The organism is Hydrocarboniphaga daqingensis (genome assembly GCF_900129825.1).
GTDB classification, from domain to species: Bacteria; Pseudomonadota; Gammaproteobacteria; order Nevskiales; family Nevskiaceae; genus Hydrocarboniphaga; species Hydrocarboniphaga daqingensis.
Genome location: NZ_FQWZ01000006.1, coordinates 34,681 through 50,078 on the forward strand (window position 1 = coordinate 34,681; position 15,398 = coordinate 50,078).

Annotated in this window: 14 protein-coding genes; 5 read left to right on the forward strand and 9 right to left on the reverse strand. The window is 66.2% G+C overall.

Going from position 1 to position 15,398, the window contains the following annotated elements; genetic code table 11:
* The first annotated feature begins 30 nt into the window (after positions 1 to 30).
* Positions 31 to 1,590, forward strand: a complete 1,560-nt coding sequence (locus tag BUB09_RS12405) for a FadD3 family acyl-CoA ligase (RefSeq protein ID WP_217650298.1) — start codon at positions 31 to 33, stop codon at positions 1,588 to 1,590.
* 18 nt (positions 1,591 to 1,608) lie between these two features.
* Here the strand turns inward: BUB09_RS12405 and BUB09_RS12410 are convergent, their stop codons facing one another.
* Both BUB09_RS12410 and BUB09_RS12415 read right to left on the reverse strand, forming a co-directional pair.
* Positions 1,609 to 2,487 (reverse strand): class I SAM-dependent methyltransferase, encoded by an 879-nt coding sequence (locus BUB09_RS12410; RefSeq protein WP_072898069.1) that lies wholly within the window; start codon positions 2,485 to 2,487, stop codon positions 1,609 to 1,611.
* A gap of 5 nt (positions 2,488 to 2,492) precedes the next feature.
* The gene (locus BUB09_RS12415) at positions 2,493 to 3,293 is read right to left on the reverse strand and encodes an SDR family NAD(P)-dependent oxidoreductase (RefSeq protein WP_072898070.1); all 801 of its coding nucleotides are present in this window, start codon (positions 3,291 to 3,293) and stop codon (positions 2,493 to 2,495) included.
* Positions 3,294 to 3,511: 218 nt separating this feature from the next.
* On the opposite strand from BUB09_RS12415, the gene BUB09_RS12420 reads away from it, so the two are divergent.
* Positions 3,512 to 5,839 carry a TonB-dependent receptor gene (locus BUB09_RS12420; protein WP_072898071.1) on the forward strand — a complete coding sequence of 776 codons (2,328 nt, stop codon included), beginning with the start codon at positions 3,512 to 3,514 and terminating at the stop codon, positions 5,837 to 5,839.
* 75 nt (positions 5,840 to 5,914) lie between these two features.
* Here BUB09_RS12420 and BUB09_RS12425 read toward each other — a convergent pair whose 3' ends face one another.
* On the reverse strand, positions 5,915 to 6,937 hold the full coding sequence (locus BUB09_RS12425; protein ID WP_072898072.1) for an AraC family transcriptional regulator: 1,023 nt from the start codon (positions 6,935 to 6,937) through the stop codon (positions 5,915 to 5,917).
* A 103-nt stretch (positions 6,938 to 7,040) separates the two neighbouring features.
* On the opposite strand from BUB09_RS12425, the gene BUB09_RS12430 reads away from it, so the two are divergent.
* Positions 7,041 to 7,340 (forward strand): response regulator transcription factor, encoded by a 300-nt coding sequence (locus tag BUB09_RS12430; protein WP_072898073.1) that lies wholly within the window; start codon positions 7,041 to 7,043, stop codon positions 7,338 to 7,340.
* Between the two features lie 44 nt (positions 7,341 to 7,384).
* On the opposite strand, the gene BUB09_RS12435 is transcribed toward BUB09_RS12430, so the two are convergent.
* Positions 7,385 to 8,245: an SDR family NAD(P)-dependent oxidoreductase gene (locus BUB09_RS12435; RefSeq protein WP_072898074.1), complete on the reverse strand. Its 861-nt coding sequence runs from the start codon at positions 8,243 to 8,245 to the stop codon at positions 7,385 to 7,387.
* A gap of 117 nt (positions 8,246 to 8,362) precedes the next feature.
* Positions 8,363 to 9,286 carry a methylated-DNA--[protein]-cysteine S-methyltransferase gene (locus BUB09_RS12440; protein WP_084083401.1) on the reverse strand — a complete coding sequence of 308 codons (924 nt, stop codon included), beginning with the start codon at positions 9,284 to 9,286 and terminating at the stop codon, positions 8,363 to 8,365.
* Positions 9,287 to 9,460: 174 nt separating this feature from the next.
* Here BUB09_RS12440 and BUB09_RS12445 point away from each other — a divergent pair, with 174 nt between their 5' ends.
* Together BUB09_RS12445 and BUB09_RS12450 are read left to right on the forward strand one after the other, a co-directional pair.
* The gene (locus BUB09_RS12445; protein WP_245793277.1) at positions 9,461 to 10,426 is read left to right on the forward strand and encodes a patatin-like phospholipase family protein; all 966 of its coding nucleotides are present in this window, start codon (positions 9,461 to 9,463) and stop codon (positions 10,424 to 10,426) included.
* Positions 10,427 to 10,442: 16 nt separating this feature from the next.
* Positions 10,443 to 11,768, forward strand: coding sequence for a phospholipase D-like domain-containing protein (locus BUB09_RS12450; RefSeq protein ID WP_072898075.1), 1,326 nt, complete (start codon positions 10,443 to 10,445; stop codon positions 11,766 to 11,768).
* A 54-nt stretch (positions 11,769 to 11,822) separates the two neighbouring features.
* Here BUB09_RS12450 and BUB09_RS12455 read toward each other — a convergent pair whose 3' ends face one another.
* The 4 genes from BUB09_RS12455 to BUB09_RS12465 form a co-directional block, all read right to left on the reverse strand.
* Positions 11,823 to 12,380, reverse strand: coding sequence for a chlorite dismutase family protein (locus BUB09_RS12455; RefSeq protein WP_072898076.1), 558 nt, complete (start codon positions 12,378 to 12,380; stop codon positions 11,823 to 11,825).
* 284 nt (positions 12,381 to 12,664) lie between these two features.
* Entirely contained in the window at positions 12,665 to 13,432 is a 768-nt protein-coding gene (locus BUB09_RS17015; RefSeq protein WP_139250275.1) for a hypothetical protein, read from the reverse strand.
* Between the two features lie 363 nt (positions 13,433 to 13,795).
* Entirely contained in the window at positions 13,796 to 14,602 is an 807-nt protein-coding gene (locus BUB09_RS12460; RefSeq protein WP_072898077.1) for a thiol:disulfide interchange protein DsbA/DsbL, read from the reverse strand.
* A 49-nt stretch (positions 14,603 to 14,651) separates the two neighbouring features.
* A complete protein-coding gene (locus BUB09_RS12465; RefSeq protein WP_072898078.1) occupies positions 14,652 to 15,149 on the reverse strand; it encodes a TspO/MBR family protein in 498 nt (165 codons plus the stop codon).
* Between the last annotated feature and the right edge of the window lie 249 nt (positions 15,150 to 15,398).

A 15,398-nucleotide genomic window follows, 5' to 3' on the forward strand; every position in this document is an offset into this window, starting at 1 on the left:
GCGCCGACGATGACTTCCAGCGCTGCCCCGATGAGCCTGACCGTTGCATCCGCGTTTGCCGAGTCGGTACGCGACCACGGCGACCGCATCGCCCTGCGGGGCGAAGACGGCCGAGAACTGCGCTACCGCGAGCTCGACGCGTTGCGGCTGCGCGCGACGCGCGCGCTGATCGCCTGCGGCATCAGCAAGGGCGACCGCGTCGCGATCTGGGCGCCCAACGGCATCGAGTGGATCGTCGCCGGCTTGGCGATTCACAGCCTCGGCGCGGTGCTGGTGCCGGTCAATACGCGGATGAAGGGCGCCGAGGCTGGCTACGTACTGCAGCGCAGTGGCGCACGGCTGCTGTTCTGCGCCGGCAGCTTCCTGGGCAGCTACTTCCCCGCGATGCTTGGCGCGCATCGGCCGGCATCGCTGGCGCAGTGGGTCGTCATCGGTGACGCGCAGGGTGACGACACCGGCTGGGATGCGTTCCTGCATCGCGGCGATGCCGTCGCCGAAGCGCGTGCGCTGGAGGCGGCTGCTGCGGTGCGACCGCAGGACCGGATGGACATTCTGTTCACGTCCGGGACGACCGGTGCGCCGAAAGGTGTCGTCACCACGCACGAACAGAACCTGCGCGTGATCCGCGAATGGAGCGCGCGCGTGCAACTGGAGCCGGCCGACCAGTATCTCGTCGCGATGCCGTTCTTCCATTCGTTCGGCTACAAGGTGGGTTGGCTCGGCGGCTTGATCGCTGGCTGCACGGTGTTGCCGCATGCGGTATTCGATGCAGCCGTCGTCATGCGACGCATTGAACGCGAGCGGGTATCGGTGCTGCCGGGCCCGCCGACGATCTTCATCAGCCTGCTCGACGATCCGGCACGCGCCCAGACCGATCTGAGCTCGCTGCGCGCGACGATCACCGGAGCCGCCGCCGTGGCACCCGCGCTGATCGAGCGCATCCGTCGAGAACTCGGCTTTCGCATCGTGCTGACCGGCTATGGCCTGACCGAGACCTGCGGCGTTGCAACGCTGACGCAAGCCAGCGACAGCGCCGAAACCATCGCCAGCACCTGCGGCCAGCCGATTGCCGGCACCGAGATCAAGTGCATCGACGAACACGGCCAGCGAGTGCCCAGCGGCGTCGCCGGCGAAGTGCTGATCCGCGGCTACAACGTGATGCAGGGCTATCTCGACGACGACGCGGCGACGCGCGAGGCCATCAACACCGAAGGCTGGCTGCACACCGGTGACGTCGGCGTGCTCGACGAGCGCGGCTATCTGCGGATCACCGACCGCATCAAAGACCTCTACATCACCGGCGGATTCAACTGCTATCCGGCCGAGATCGAAAAGCTGATCGCCGCGCACCCGGCCGTCGCCCAAGTGGCGGTCATCGGCATTCCGGACGAGCGCATGGGCGAAGTCGGCAAGGCCTGCCTGGTGCTGCGCCCCGGCGCCACGCTGGAAGAGCGCGACTTCATCGCTTGGTGCCGCGAGCAGATGGCGAATTACAAGGTGCCTCGCGTGGTCGAGATTCGCAGCAGTCTGCCGACCAATGCCTCGGGCAAGGTGCTGAAGTTCGAGTTGCGGCAACGCGCCGGCCAGTGACCGCGGCCGCGTGCGCGGTCAAATTGTTTGCCGGCTGCGCGCCTGAAGAATCTGCACGCGGTCGCCGCCCTTGATCCGCGCGTAATCACGGGTGGCCGGCAGCTGCGCCGGATCAATCACCTCGGCCTCAGCAAAACCGGCAGCCATCATCGACTCCACCGCATGCGGCGCACTGCTGAAGTGCGGGCTGATGCGGCCTTTGACGAATGCGCCCAGCAAGCGGCCGAAACCGGCATACAGGCCTTCGAGCCGCTGCTGCGGTGGCTGCGGATAGATGTCGGCCAGATAGACACCGTGGTCAAAGCCGCCAAGTGTGTCGGCAATGCGCCGCCACAGTCCCTGTGCCGTCGGCAGGTCGAAGTAGTTGACCAGCCCTTCGGTGATGATCGCGGTGCCGCGACGCGGATCGAGTGAAGCCGCGACCGCTGCCAGCGACGCAGGTCCGCTATCGGCCAGCGCATCGAGCGTGACGACGCGGTGATGGTCGCCAAGCCAGCCGGCACGCTCGCACAGCTCATGCTTGAGCGTCGCCATCGCCGGCAAGTCGGTCTCGACATAGGTGAGCGCAGCGCCATAGCGCGAGGCGAATCGCCAGCCGCGCGGTGACAAGCCCGCTGCGATTTCAATGACCTGGCTGACCTGCCCGCTGTCGATCGCCGCAGACAGCTGCGCATCGATGCCGCGATGCCGCGCCTGCATCAGCGCTTCCATCGACACGCCGCTGAAGCGCTCGATCGCGCCGAGAAGCAGGCGAAACACGCGGTCGAGCCGGCGCCCTCGCGCCGTCGACAGCGCGGGATGCGACAAGCCCAGCCGCTGCCACAGCTCGCCCGTGGCGTAAGCGGTCGGGCTGATCGCGTCGGACGCCGTGGCGGCCGGCGCGTGCGGCAGCGCCATCGACGTCAGCCGACGCCGGGCGCGCCCGGATAGCCGACGTAGTACTGGCCCACCACCAGACCACCATCGACGGCGATCTCGGCGCCGTTGATGTAGCTGGCATCGTCACTGGCCAGAAACAGCGTCGTGGCCGCGACTTCCGACGGCGCGCCAGCGCGCTGCTGCGGCACCATCGCGTACATCGGGTCGAGCTGCTCGCGCGACACGCCTTGCGGGTTGGTCATCACCGTATCGATGCCGCCCGGGTGTACCGAGTTGACGCGAATGCCGCGATGCCCCAGCTCCATAGCTGCGACCTTGGTCAGGCCGCGCGCGCCCCACTTGCTGCTCGCATACGCGGCCAAGCCGTTGGCGCCCTTCATACCGTCGACCGAGCTGATGTTGACGATGCTGCCGCCACCGTTGGCGATCATCTGCGGCGCAATCGTGCGGATGCCGAGGAACATGCCGGTCAGGTTCACCGACAGAATGCGTTCGTAGTCGGCCTTGGTCGTTTCCAGCAAGGTGCGGAACAGCAGGATGCCGGCGTTGTTGACCAATACGTCGACGCGCCCGAAGCGCGTCATCGCCGCGTCGAGCACCTGCTGCCACGCCGCCTCGTCGGCGATGTCGTGGTGCATGAACGTTGCTTGTGCGCCCAATTCGGCAGCCAGCGCCTGGCCCGCTTCGTCGAGCACATCGGTGAACAGCACCTGCGCGCCGTGCTCGACAAACAGACGCACGGTCGCGGCGCCCATGCCGCGCGCACCGCCGGTGATGATCGCGATCTTGTTGTGCAAACGGCCCTGCGGATTGGCGCTGCTCATGCGGGGATACCCTCGTGGTGGATGCCGCGCCGATGCGCGTGCGGATGGCTTGAGCGTGGCACCACCCGCCGCTTGCGGATTCACCCGAATGCATCATGGCGCCCGCGAGTGTCAGCCGATCGGACGATGTTTCGGCGTTCACGCAAGCCTATTGATAGCGGCGAGCAAGCGGCCAAGGCAGTTTCCGATAAGGCCGCGCCCCTGGAGAGAGGATCAGCATGAAGCGAATAACCCACCTGGGCCTGGCCTTGGCCGGCTCGCTGTCGCTGCCTGCACTGGCGCAGACCGACGCACCGTCAACGACCCGCACCGTCACCGATACCCCCACTGCTGCCGCCGAAACGATCGAAGAGGTCGTCGTCACCGCGCAGCGTCGTGAAGAAAAGCTGCAGGACGTGCCGCTGGCCGTTACCGCGTTCAGCCCCGACCAGCTGCAGTCGCGCGGCATCGAAGATGTCACCGACCTGTCGGCACTGGCGCCCGGCTTGCGCATCGCCAAAACGCCGAGCAACAACACGATCTCGCAGATCAGCATCCGCGGCGTCACGCAGATCAACCCGGCGATCTACTGGGACCCAGCGGTCGGCATCTATGTCGACGGCGTTTACATCGGCAAGGCGCAAGGCTCGGTGTTTGACGTGGTCGACCTGACTGCGGTCGAAGTGCTGCGTGGTCCGCAAGGCACGCTGTACGGACGCAACACGCTGGCCGGTGCGATCAACCTGCGCACGCGCGCGCCCAGCGGCGTGTTCGGCGGCAGCGCCAACGTGGAAGTCGGCAATTACAACTCGCTGGTACAGAAGGCCAACCTCGATCTGCCGCAGTGGGGCATCGCGCGCGTGTCGGTCGGCGTGCGCAGCGAGCGTCGCGACGGCTGGGTCAAGACCGAACGCACCAGCGCGGTCAGCGAGCTGAACAACCGCAACAACGACGCATTCCGTGTCGCGGCCGACTTCGACTTCAGCGACCGGTTCAAGGCCGAATACCGCTTCGACGCCAGCAACGTCAACCAGACCAACAACTTCGACCAGCTGTATCGGCTGGAGCCGACCGGCATCTTCGCGCCGGCCACCGACACCACGCCGGCCGGCTTTCTGGCCGACTTCTTCCCGGTGCTGGCCGGCTTTGCATCGCAAGACCGGCAGACGCGCGCCGACGTCGATGCGCCCAGCTTCGAAGTCAGCCGTATCAGCGGTCATGCGCTGACGCTGAGCTACCAGCTCGACGAGCACAACACGATCAAGTCGATCACCGGCTACCGCCGCCTGGAATGGAACGACTCGCTCGACCTCGACGGCTCGCCCAACGACGTCGTGTTCACGCAGCGCTTCACTGACTACGACCAGACGTCGCAGGATCTGCAGCTGCTCGGCAGCCGCGGCTCCCTGACATATGTTGCCGGCGTCTACTACTTTGCCGACGACGGCAACACCGACAACCCTCAGCGCTTTTTCTTCGGCAATGCGCTGTTCGACTCGCGCTACGCGACCAAGACCGATGCCTGGGCCGGCTACGGCCAGGTCGACTACAAGCCGGTCGACGCGCTGACGCTGAGCGCCGGCATCCGCTACACGCGCGAAAAGAAGGAGCTGAGTCGCGTGTTCGGCGTCAGCGCATCGGCCGCCGATCCGTTCTTTTACTTCATTCCCGAAGGCACGCAGGCCAGTCGCACGTTCGACGCGACCACGCCGATGCTGTCGGTCGCCTACAAGCTGACGCCGCAAGTGAATCTGTACGCGCGCTATGCCGAAGGCTTCAAGAGCGGTGGCTTCAACGGCGAATACAGCAACACGGCGCCGCCGGCTGATCGCCCGAACATCAACATCGACGAGACGCGCACACCGTTCAAGCCGGAGCGCCAAAAGTCGTTCGAAGTTGGCAGCAAGTCGACGCTGTTCGACGGCCGCGCGCTGCTGAACGTGGCGCTGTTCCACAACGAGCTGACCGACCTGCAGCAGTCGACCTTCCTCGGCGGCGCCGAAAGTGCAGCCGGCTCGGTGATCCGCAACGCGGGCGAAGCCACCGTGTACGGCGCCGAACTGGAAGCGACCGTGGTGCTGATGCCGGGCACGCGACTCAGCGGCAACTACGCGTACCTGCATCCCGAGTTCGACCGCTTTGATGACGGCGGCGTCAATCAGGCCGACAACCGTGCGTTCGTGCACGCACCCAAGCACACGTTCAACGTGCTGCTCGACAGCACCGTGTATCGCGCCGCTTGGGGCAATGTGCGCGGCCTGATCGACTACGCCTACACCGATTCGATCTTCACCTATCCGTACCAGCTCGACGGCAGCAATCCGAACGCGCAGCTCGCTGCCAATTCGCAGGTGAAGGCCTATGGCCTGCTGAACGCGCGGATCGGCGTTGGCGACGTGAAGCTCAGCGAATCGGCGACCGGCGATCTGTTCTTGTGGGTGCGCAACCTGGCCGACGAAGACACGGCGAGCAACTTCATCGACTTCGGGCCCGGCTTCGGTAACTTGGCGGTGGCCAACTTCGTCGAACCGCGGACCTACGGGCTGAGCCTGTCGGTGCGCTGGTAAGCGTTCGGCAGATCGCTCACACGCCGCGTGACCCTCACGCTACGACCGGCGCATCAACGCCGGTCGTAGCGCGGCTCAGGACGCGGCTTGCTGCAGGCCCGCACGTATCGCACGCGGGCTGGCCTGGAACCAGCGATGGCAGGCCCGCGTGAACGTGCTCTGCTCGCTGTAGCCGATCAAGCCGGCGACTTGCGAGATTGTCATCCGCGGGTTGGCCAGGTATTCCAGTGCGCGCTCGCGACGCACTTCGTCGACGATGTCTTCAAATGCGCGGCCGCGTTGGTCCAGATGGCGCTGCAGCGTGCGCGGGTGCATCGACAGATGCTCGGCGACGCGCGACAACCGACACTGCTGCGTCGGCAGCAAGCGCGCAATCATCTGCTCGACGTGCTGCTCCATCGGCGGCGCTTGCGCCTGAATCAGCGGCTGCAGGTATTCGCCGACCATGCCGTGCATCCGCTGGTCGGCCAGCGCCAGCGGCTGGTCGAGGCAGCGGCGCGGCAACACGATCGCGTTGACCATCTGCCCAAAGCGCGGCACCACGCCGAAATAACGCCGATAGACCGCCGCCGGCAGATTGCTCTCGTGGCGGAACAGCACGTCGATCGCCTCGAAGCGCTCGCTGACCAGCATCCGTAGCACGTTCATCGCGATGCCCAGCGAGAACTCGGCCTTCTGATGACGACGCAAGCCGGCACCGATGCGCAGATTGATGTCATAGACAAAGTTCACTGCGTCGCCGGTCTGAGATTCGTCGATCTCGATGACCACCGCGGGGCTGTAGGTCGGCATGTAGCGGGCGACCGTGACCAGGCTTTCGCGCACCGTCTTGCAGTTGGCCACCAGCAGCGCCAGCGGGCCGAGGTTTTCGAGCCCCTGGCAGCGCGACAGACGCAGGCCGAAATCGGGGCAGTCCAGCTCGGTGGCGGTGGCCTCAAACAGCTTGAGCACCGACACGTACGGGACGAAGCTGGACACCAGCTCGCTCTCGGTCACGCGGACGCCGTGGCGGTCGAGCAAGTCGTCGGGATCGCCGCCCAGCTCGCGAACCACTGCGCGGTAGCCGGTCAGCACATGGGATCGGATCAGGGTCTGCATGGCGTCAAATGCTAAAAGAATGTCGCCAAGAGTCAACCCCGGGCTGGCCACAATCGGAATACTCGCCCTATACCGACAGAAACGCGACGAGAGGAGAAAGGCAGTGCTCGATCCGATTTCAAACACCCACGCCGAACCGCACAAGCCGCAAGGCTATGACGCACCGTTGCTGGGCCGTGGCTTTCGCATGCCGATGGTGCATGCGGACGCGCTGACCGAACGCGAGATGGACGTGCTGCGCCTGGTCATCGGCGGCGCATCCAACCGTGAAATCGCACAGCGCGCCGGCGTTAGCGAAAACACCGTCAAGTTCCACTTGAAGAACGTCTACTCCAAGCTCGACGTGTGCAGCCGCACCGCGGCCGTCAAAGCAGCGGCCGATCTGGGGCTGTTCCGCAACTAGCGGCTTGGCGTTACGCGGCGCGCCATTGCGGCGCGCCGACTCGCTTACTCAACGATGGCCGGATGCGCCTGCGTCGGGCTGCCCAGCATCGGGCGATGCGACGGCGGCTGCCGGCCTTCATCGGTAATGCCGTAGGCCTGCGCCGCTTCGGCGCCGATCAGCACCTGGCCCGACTTGGCGCTGCGCTCGGGATCACGGTAGATCGCGCCGATCACATGGCCAGTGAATTCCGGCGTTTCGGCGATATCCCAGAAACCCGCGTACTTCTGCGGCTCGCTGTCCATCACGCGGCGCGTGCGGTCGGTGCGCAGCATGCCCATCCAGATCGACACGGCGGCCACGTTGTCGGCGCGCAAGTCGACCGCCATGTCCTTAGCGAACTTGTCGACGCCGACTTTCTGCGCGCCGTAGGCCGGCCCGTGCATGTAGCAGCTGGCGCCGAACGACGAGGTAAACGCGATCAGGCCATTGCGCTGCGCCACCATCAGCGGCGCGGCGTAGTAGCTGGCGACGTAACCCGAGCGCAGGCCGACGTCGAGGATGTCGACCAGGTCGAGCGACTTCTTCCAGAACGGGCCTTTCTCGATCAGCTGGTCGTGCAGGAACGTCGCGTTGTTGACCAGGATGTCGACGCGGCCCTGCTCGGCCTTGATGCGCTCGAACAGCGCGCGCACCTGCGCGTCATCGGCGTGGTCGCAAGCCACCGCAATGCCGCGTCCGCCGGCCTGCGTGACCGCAGCGGCCGTCGCGCCGACCGTGCCCGGCAGCGCGGCGTCGCCCTCGTTGACGCTGCGGCCGGTCACGTAGACGGTGGCGCCCTGCGCGCCGAGCGCGATCGCAATGCCCTTGCCGGCGCCGCGCGAGGCGCCGGTGACGACGGCGATGGTGTTGTGCAGGTCGGCCATGTGCGGGTTCCGGTCCCATCAAGCGAAGGCGCCAGCGCGCCCGATTCCGGCAATCTGCCAGCGCGAGACGCGGCTGGATTCGTCCGATTGCGGGATCGCGGCAATGCGCGGCCGGCGCTACGCGGGCCGACGCTCGATGTCGATCAGCGCGCGCTTGCGTTCCAGCCCCCAGCGATACCCGCCGAGGCCGCCGTCGCCACGGATCACGCGATGGCAGGGCACCAGCACGCCAACGCGGTTGGTGGCGCAGGCGCTGGCCACCGCGCGGACCGCGCTCGGGTGGCCGATCGCAGCAGCGACTTCGGTGTACGAGCGCAGCTCACCGCTGGGAATGCGCAGCAAATAGTCCCAGACCTTCATCTGGAACGCAGTGCCGCGCAGATCCAGCGCCAAGCTCGCGGCGGGTGCGCGCGCGCCATCGCCGCGCAGATGCGCGGTCAGCGCCGCCATCCACGCCGCGAACTGCGGACGCGCTGCGTCGGGCATCGGCTGCAGGTCCGCCTGCGGGTATTCGTCGCGCAAGCGCTGCAGCAGGCCGGCGGCCTCGTCGCCGAAGTGAACGAAGCACAGGCCGCGATCGGTGGCGGCCATCAGCAGCGGGCCGAGCGCGCTGTCGTCGATCACGTAGCTGATCGCCGTGCCACGCCCGCCATCGCGATACTGGCGCGGCGTCATGCCCAAGTGCGTGGCGATGCGCTCGTAGACGCGGCTGGGCGAGCCGTAGCCGGCCTCGACGATCGCGTCGGTGACGCGGCCGGACGGCTGATCGCGCAAGCCGCTCTTGAGCAAGCGCAGCCGCGCCGCTTCCAGGTATTGGCGCGGACTGACACCGGTGACCGCCTTGAAGCGGCGCTGCAGATGAAAGCGGCTCAGCGCGGCGCGCTCGGCCAGCGCGTCCAGCGTCAGCGGCTGGTCGGCGTGCGCGTCGATGTAACGGCACAAGGCTTCGATCCGCTGCGTCGCCAGCGCGCGGCGCGCGTCGGCGTCGGATGGCGTATCGGACGCGGTGTGCGGTGCGGTGGGGAATGGGGAGTCGGACATGGCGGTGACGGGCGGCGACGAGGCGTGCTGCATCTTGGCCGCGCCAGCGCAGCCGCGCTATCCGAAGCTTGCGCCGTTGCGCCACAGCTGAACGCGGCCCGCTGCCGCGCGGCGTTCACGCCACGCTCGCTACACTGGCCGCCCGACCGTTTGCCCGCCGATACGACGACGACCATGCCGCGCCACCCTCGCCTGCCTCGCCCCTGGCTGCCGTTGATGCTGCTGACGCTGGCCGCCGCGCTGGCCGGCTGCCAGGGCCAGCCGCGCCCCGAACCGCCGCCGGCGCCCGAGCCGGCACCGCCGGTCATGGTGCCGCAGCCGCCACGGCTGGCGCTGGCACTCGGCGGCGGCGCCGCGCGCGGCTTTGCTCATGTCGGCGTGATCAAGATGCTCGAATCGCAGGGCATCAAGCCCGACATCGTCGTCGGCACCAGCGCCGGCAGCGTCGTCGGCGCGCTGTACGCAGCCGGCAACGGCGGCTTCGCGTTGCAGGAAATGACCTTCGACATGGACCGCAACGCGTTTGCGGATTGGCAGTTCTTCGGTCGCGGCCTGCTGCGCGGCGAAGCGCTGCAGAAGTTCATCAACGACCACGTCGGCAAGCAGCCGATCGAAAAACTGCCGATGCGCTTTGGTGCCGTGGCGACCAAGCTGCGCAGCGGCGAAGGCGTGCTGTTCGAGCGCGGCGATGTCGGCCTGGCGGTGCGGGCGTCGTCGGCGATCCCCGGTGTGTTCGTGTCGCCGGTGATCGGCGGCGAGGAATACGTCGACGGCGGCACCGTCAGCCCGGTGCCGGTCAGCTTTGCGCAGCGCATGGGCGCCGAAGTGATCGTCGCGGTCGACATCAGCCAGGTCGTTACCGAGTCGCCGAGCGACACCACGGTGCGCACCGTGCTCAAGACCTTCGACATCATGGGCAATGCGCTGAAGGCCAACGAACTCAAGCTCGCCGACGTGGTGATCACGCCCAACGTCAAAGGCATTGCCTCGGCCGACTTCGAAAGCAAGCAGCGCGCGATTCTGGAAGGCGAGCGCGCGGCGCTGGCGGCCGTGCCGCAAATCCGCGCCGCGATCGCCGCCAAGACGCGTCTGGTGCCGGCGCCGACCGCACCGGCGCGGCTGCCGCCCGCAATCGACTGAGCGCAGGCCCCGACGGATGCTGCCTCAGCGATCCGAAAGCGACTTCATCGAGGCGCTGACCGCGCTGCGTCACCGGCCACTGATCGGCGGCAACCGGCTGACGCTGCTGCGCGACGGCCCGCAAACCCATGACGCGCAATTGGCGGCGATCGCCGCGGCGCGCCATCACGTCCACCTGGAAACCTATCTGCTGACCGACGGCGTCGTCGGCCAACGCTATGCCGACGCGCTGACCGAACGCGCCCGCGCCGGCGTGCGCGTGCGGCTGATGCTCGACGGCATCGGCGCGCTGGGCGCAGGTGACGACTACCGTCAGCGGCTGCTCGACGCCGGTGTGCGGCTGCGCGAATTCAACCCGGTGAATCCACTGCGCGACCCGCGGCTGTGGCGCGTCACGCGGCGCACACACCGCAAGACGCTGATCGTCGACGGCCGCATCGCGTTTACCGGTGGCGTCAACATCACCGACGCCTATCGCAGCGCGGCCGGCGAGCGCGTCGGCGACGACGACGAACCCGGCTGGCGCGACACGCACCTGATGATCGAAGGCCCGGCCGTTGCCGAGTTCCAGCGCGTGTTTCTGACCTACTGGGCGCGGCTCGGCAGCCTGCGCAGCACGCGCGGCTACTACCCTGCGCCGAGCCGACCCGGCACCAGCCTCGCCTGCGCGATCACCGACCAGGGCGAAGGCTTCATCGATCATTGGGTCGGCGGCGCAGCGCGCGAGGTCGAGCAAAGTGATGATGACGAAGACAGCGACGACGACCGCGACGCCGACGACGACGGCGCGCGGCTGCCGCGACCGCGCAATCCGCTGCGGCCCAAGTACCGGATCAAGCCGCGCATCTATCACGCGTATCGCGACGCGATCTCGCTGGCGCAGCAACGCGTCTGGATCACGCAAGCCTACTTTGCGCCCAACGGCCGCTTCATCCGCGCGCTGTGCCGCGCGGCGCGTCGCGGTGTCGACGTGCGGCTGATTCTGCCGGCCCGCACCGACGCCAGCCTGCTCAAATACGCCGCACGCCAACGCTATGCCCGGCTGCTGCGCGCGGGCGTGCGCATCCACGAATACCAACCGGCCGTGCTGCACGCCAAAACGGCGGTGATCGACGGGCTATGGTCCACCGTCGGCAGCGCCAACCTCGACTACCGCAGCTTCTTCCACAACGACGAAGCCAACGCCTTCGTCATCTGCCCGCGCTTTGCACGACAGATGGAAGCGATGTTCGAAGACGACCTGCAACGCTGCACCCGCATCCACGCCAGCGCCTGGCGTCGACGCCCTTGGCGTCAGCGCTTGCTGGAAGCGTTCGCGGGGGCGATCAAATGGTTGCTGTGAGGGGCGCGCGCGGCTGACGGCGCGCTAGATCCGGGCACCACGTGATGCGCCGCCTCAGCCCGGGACATCCCTCACCAGCCGGATATCCACTTCGCGCTCGATGTAAGTCCACTCAGGCGACGCGCGAAGCCGCACCAGAAGCGCTTCAAACGCCGCCGTGTGTTCCGGAGCGAATTCGAACCACGTCAGAAAATCGAAGGGCTCGCCCAGATCGCGGGAATGGTGGAGTTGTCGGGCAATCTGCGGCAGATAGTCCAAACCAATCTCGGTGTGATGGGACTGCGTCTCGAACACCGCGCGCCGCTCGTCCTGCGACAGCGCCCACCAGGCCGCGTTTTTCCTGATCGGAATCAGCGCCGCGCACGACGACACCGCACGACCCAGACCTTCCTGCTTGGCTCGCAATTGATTGATCTCGTGACGCTCGGCATAGCGCACGTTGCTGGTGAAGCCTTGCAGCACCCAAGCACCACGATCCGGCAGATCGAGTGCCGGCGCATTGATCACCGAAAGCCTCGGCACCGCCTCCAGCGGCGCCCCGACGATGGTGTCGCAGCCGATGACGCGCCATGGGCCTTCGGTACCGCCGACAAACGAGTAGTGATGGGTCATGTGCAGGGCTCGGTGTGACGCCGGATCAACAAGATCGACCACGCCCCGAGATTGCCTGAATGGCGCGGGCTTTCGCTATCGCATTGATGTTGGTCGAATGCGAAGCGGACAAATCAAATTAAATGGAGAATCCGCAGCCCAGACCTGTAAGTTGCATCGTCGCGTTTCAGTCGTGAAGCCTATGAATACTGGTTAAAAAGGCTGCGACCAGTCAAACCACAACGCGCGATACTCACCGACGGTCCACCTCAATGCCCGCAAGAGAAGTGTGCCAATTTGGCTCATCAGGGAGCCGTTGACGGTACGGATTTATAAGAGGCCTTGAATTCGTGGCTATCGCCGCACACACCAATCTTGTAGTTCGCCTCTGCGGCCTTCCATCCAGCGAACGGCGCTTGAATTGCCACAATTGAACTGTACGTATCGCCGGGCATCAGCGTATTAGTCGCTAAGAACGTTGTTCTAGCCGCCATACCTTGCGCATATCTAGCATCCGCTGCGCTGGTCATCGCAACTGAATTTGCCAACCCCTGCTGCTGGGCTTGTGCGGCAAGAGATGGGGAAGACACCGTCGATTGGAACGTTGTAACTTGCCCTGACGGGCTTTTGACATAGCCGCTCTGAGTTGTGGGTTGGGCCGACTGAAGGGCTGCCGACAAACCAACCATAGCAGCCTCAAACCGCTCCGAGGCACGCTGCTGTTCGAGTTGAGTAATCCGCGTGTTTCGGTCCACTACGTATAAAACGTCTTCTTCACCCCAAGCCCCAGGCGTAGAAGCGACTAGATCCTTCGGCTTTACGAGAATCGCTTCTAGGGTCAAGTTGGTCACGCTGAGCAGAAACATCGTATCGCTTTGTTGATTCTGGACTTCATCTAACGGGCCGAATACCACAGAGCAATTCCCGCCGGACGAAGAGACCAGTCCAGCGCCACTGTAATAGCGAAGATTTTGGTTTTCTTTGGGCACGGGAGTTACAGCGACCATACTTACGCAACCAGTACTCAATAAGGCGGCCATGCTGAGCTGAGTTACGTGCGCCAACAATCTCATTTGCTATCCCCTGTCGTGTGTATTCTTCGCTTCGAGCGGCAACCAAAGCCGGTGCCATTCCCGAATGATATATGTGACGACTTAGACGAGCGCATCCAGCGACGCGCTCGAGGTGACCGGGCGCACATCTCGTCGCGTACCGCGTCGATGTAGTTAGTCGCTATCGTCGGTCAAAGTCGGGGTGAAGTTATCGCTCAAAAAACTTTGTGCGTCGACATCCTTCAGCGACGAAAGCGGGAAATCCACATGCCGGTTAACAAGCCCAATCGCGCAATTTCACATCTGGTAGCCACACGCCGCGCTAGCACCACGACGCTCGCATGAAGGCCACGCAGGCGGCATGCGGCGCGAGCGCCGCGCCGCCTAGCGCGCGCTGCGCTGCTGGGCGATCAGGTGGTCGGCGATGCGCAGTTTGTCTTCCCAGCTGTTGCCCTTGACCAGGTACTTGCCGTCGATGATCAGCGCGGGGGTGCCGGTGACTTTGCTTTTGACGGCGAACGCGCGGGCGGCGCGGATTTTGGAATCGACAGCGAAGCTGCGCATCGCGCCGAGGAACATCTCAGAGCCGACGCCGTACTGGGCGTAGAACGCGGCGACGGCGGCTTCGTCGGGCGGCACGCCTTCGGCCGGCAGGCGGTGCAGGTCGTGGATCGCGGCGTAGACGGCGTCGTGCGCCTTGTCGGTCAGGCCGAAGGATTCACCGGCGAAGAACGAGCGTGCATACGGCACGAAATCGGGGCGGAAATCAGCGGCGAGGTAGACGACGCGCACATCGGCCGGCAGCGCTTTTTTCCAGGCCTGGAACGCCGGGTTGAACGCAGCGCAGGCCGGGCAGATGTAGTTGAAGTATTCGACGACTTCGATCTTGCCGGCGACGCGCTCGAACGGCTGGCCGTCGGGGATCACGACGTAGTCGGTGCCGGCGACTGGCGCGCCGGCCGGGGCAGCCGGCGCAGCGGGTTCGGCAGCAGCAGCGGCGGGCGCGGGTGCCGCCGTCGCAGCCGGTGCAGACGGCGCCGCAGCAGGCGCCGATGGCGTTGCAGCGGCCGGTGCAGGCGCAGCCGGCGCTGCGGGTGCAGCAGGCGGTTCGGCCGGCTTGGAACAGCCGCTCAGGGTCGGCATCGCAATCAGGCAGGTGCTTAGCAACAGCAGCAGGCGCAGGGACTTCATAAGAGAGCTCGTCAGTTAGGAAATTGGAAGGGGCGGGCTTTGCTGGCGCTCAGACCAGCTGCGACGGATTGAGTTGCCAAGTGGCGTAGGTCAGCGCGCAGGCCAGACCCACCCAGGCCAGATACGGCAGCAGCAGCCAAACCGCGAGCCGGTCGTGGCGGCGAAACGCGAGCATCGTCGCGGCGATCATCAGCCACAGCAGCACGACTTCGGCCAGCGACACGGCGCCGAGGCGCCAGACGAAATACAGCCAGGTCCACACGGCATTGGCGGCGAGCTGGGCGACGAACAGCGTCAGCGCGCCGCGCGCGGCGGCCCAGCCGTTGACGCGCCAGACGCGCCACGCGGCGATGCCCATCAGCAGGTACAGCGTCGTCCACATCGGCGCGAACAACCAGCCGGGCGGCGCCCAGTCGGGGCGTTGCAGCCCGGCATAGAACGTCGCGGCCGATGCCGATGCGACGGCGCCGATGCCGGCGGCGGTAAACGTCAGCAGCAGCCAGCCGGCCAGACCGAGAGCTTGGGTGCGAGGAGTGAAGGCCGACATGCGCGTAACCGATCATACGGGGACCGGCAATCTAGCAGGGCCTCGGCCGCGTTGGCGCCAGCGGGCCGCAGTGCAAGCGGCCGGGGCGGTGCATCGCGGTGAATGACGTGGCGCCGCGCGGCGCGTTGCGGTGAACGCCTGCCGCTGTAGCGCGCAATGCCGCGCGATGAGCAGCGATCGATGCGATGACCGTGATACGCCGTGCGAGGCTCGGCGAACCGTGCACGCGGGCTGTGGTACGCCGTGCGA

Bases quoted from the DNA above. Each gene is read 5' to 3' on its own strand.
- BUB09_RS12405 (WP_217650298.1), top strand. From the start codon at position 31: ATGAGCCTGACCGTTGCATCCGCGTTTGCCGAGTCGGTACGCGACCAC.
- BUB09_RS12410 (WP_072898069.1), bottom strand. From the start codon at position 2,487: ATGGCGCTGCCGCACGCGCCGGCCGCCACGGCGTCCGACGCGATCAGC.
- BUB09_RS12415 (WP_072898070.1), bottom strand. From the start codon at position 3,293: ATGAGCAGCGCCAATCCGCAGGGCCGTTTGCACAACAAGATCGCGATC.
- BUB09_RS12420 (WP_072898071.1), top strand. From the start codon at position 3,512: ATGAAGCGAATAACCCACCTGGGCCTGGCCTTGGCCGGCTCGCTGTCG.
- BUB09_RS12425 (WP_072898072.1), bottom strand. From the start codon at position 6,937: ATGCAGACCCTGATCCGATCCCATGTGCTGACCGGCTACCGCGCAGTG.
- BUB09_RS12435 (WP_072898074.1), bottom strand. From the start codon at position 8,245: ATGGCCGACCTGCACAACACCATCGCCGTCGTCACCGGCGCCTCGCGC.
- BUB09_RS12440 (WP_084083401.1), bottom strand. From the start codon at position 9,286: ATGTCCGACTCCCCATTCCCCACCGCACCGCACACCGCGTCCGATACG.
- BUB09_RS12445 (WP_245793277.1), top strand. From the start codon at position 9,461: ATGCCGCGCCACCCTCGCCTGCCTCGCCCCTGGCTGCCGTTGATGCTG.
- BUB09_RS12450 (WP_072898075.1), top strand. From the start codon at position 10,443: ATGCTGCCTCAGCGATCCGAAAGCGACTTCATCGAGGCGCTGACCGCG.
- BUB09_RS12455 (WP_072898076.1), bottom strand. From the start codon at position 12,380: ATGACCCATCACTACTCGTTTGTCGGCGGTACCGAAGGCCCATGGCGC.
- BUB09_RS17015 (WP_139250275.1), bottom strand. From the start codon at position 13,432: ATGAGATTGTTGGCGCACGTAACTCAGCTCAGCATGGCCGCCTTATTG.
- BUB09_RS12460 (WP_072898077.1), bottom strand. From the start codon at position 14,602: ATGAAGTCCCTGCGCCTGCTGCTGTTGCTAAGCACCTGCCTGATTGCG.
- BUB09_RS12465 (WP_072898078.1), bottom strand. From the start codon at position 15,149: ATGTCGGCCTTCACTCCTCGCACCCAAGCTCTCGGTCTGGCCGGCTGG.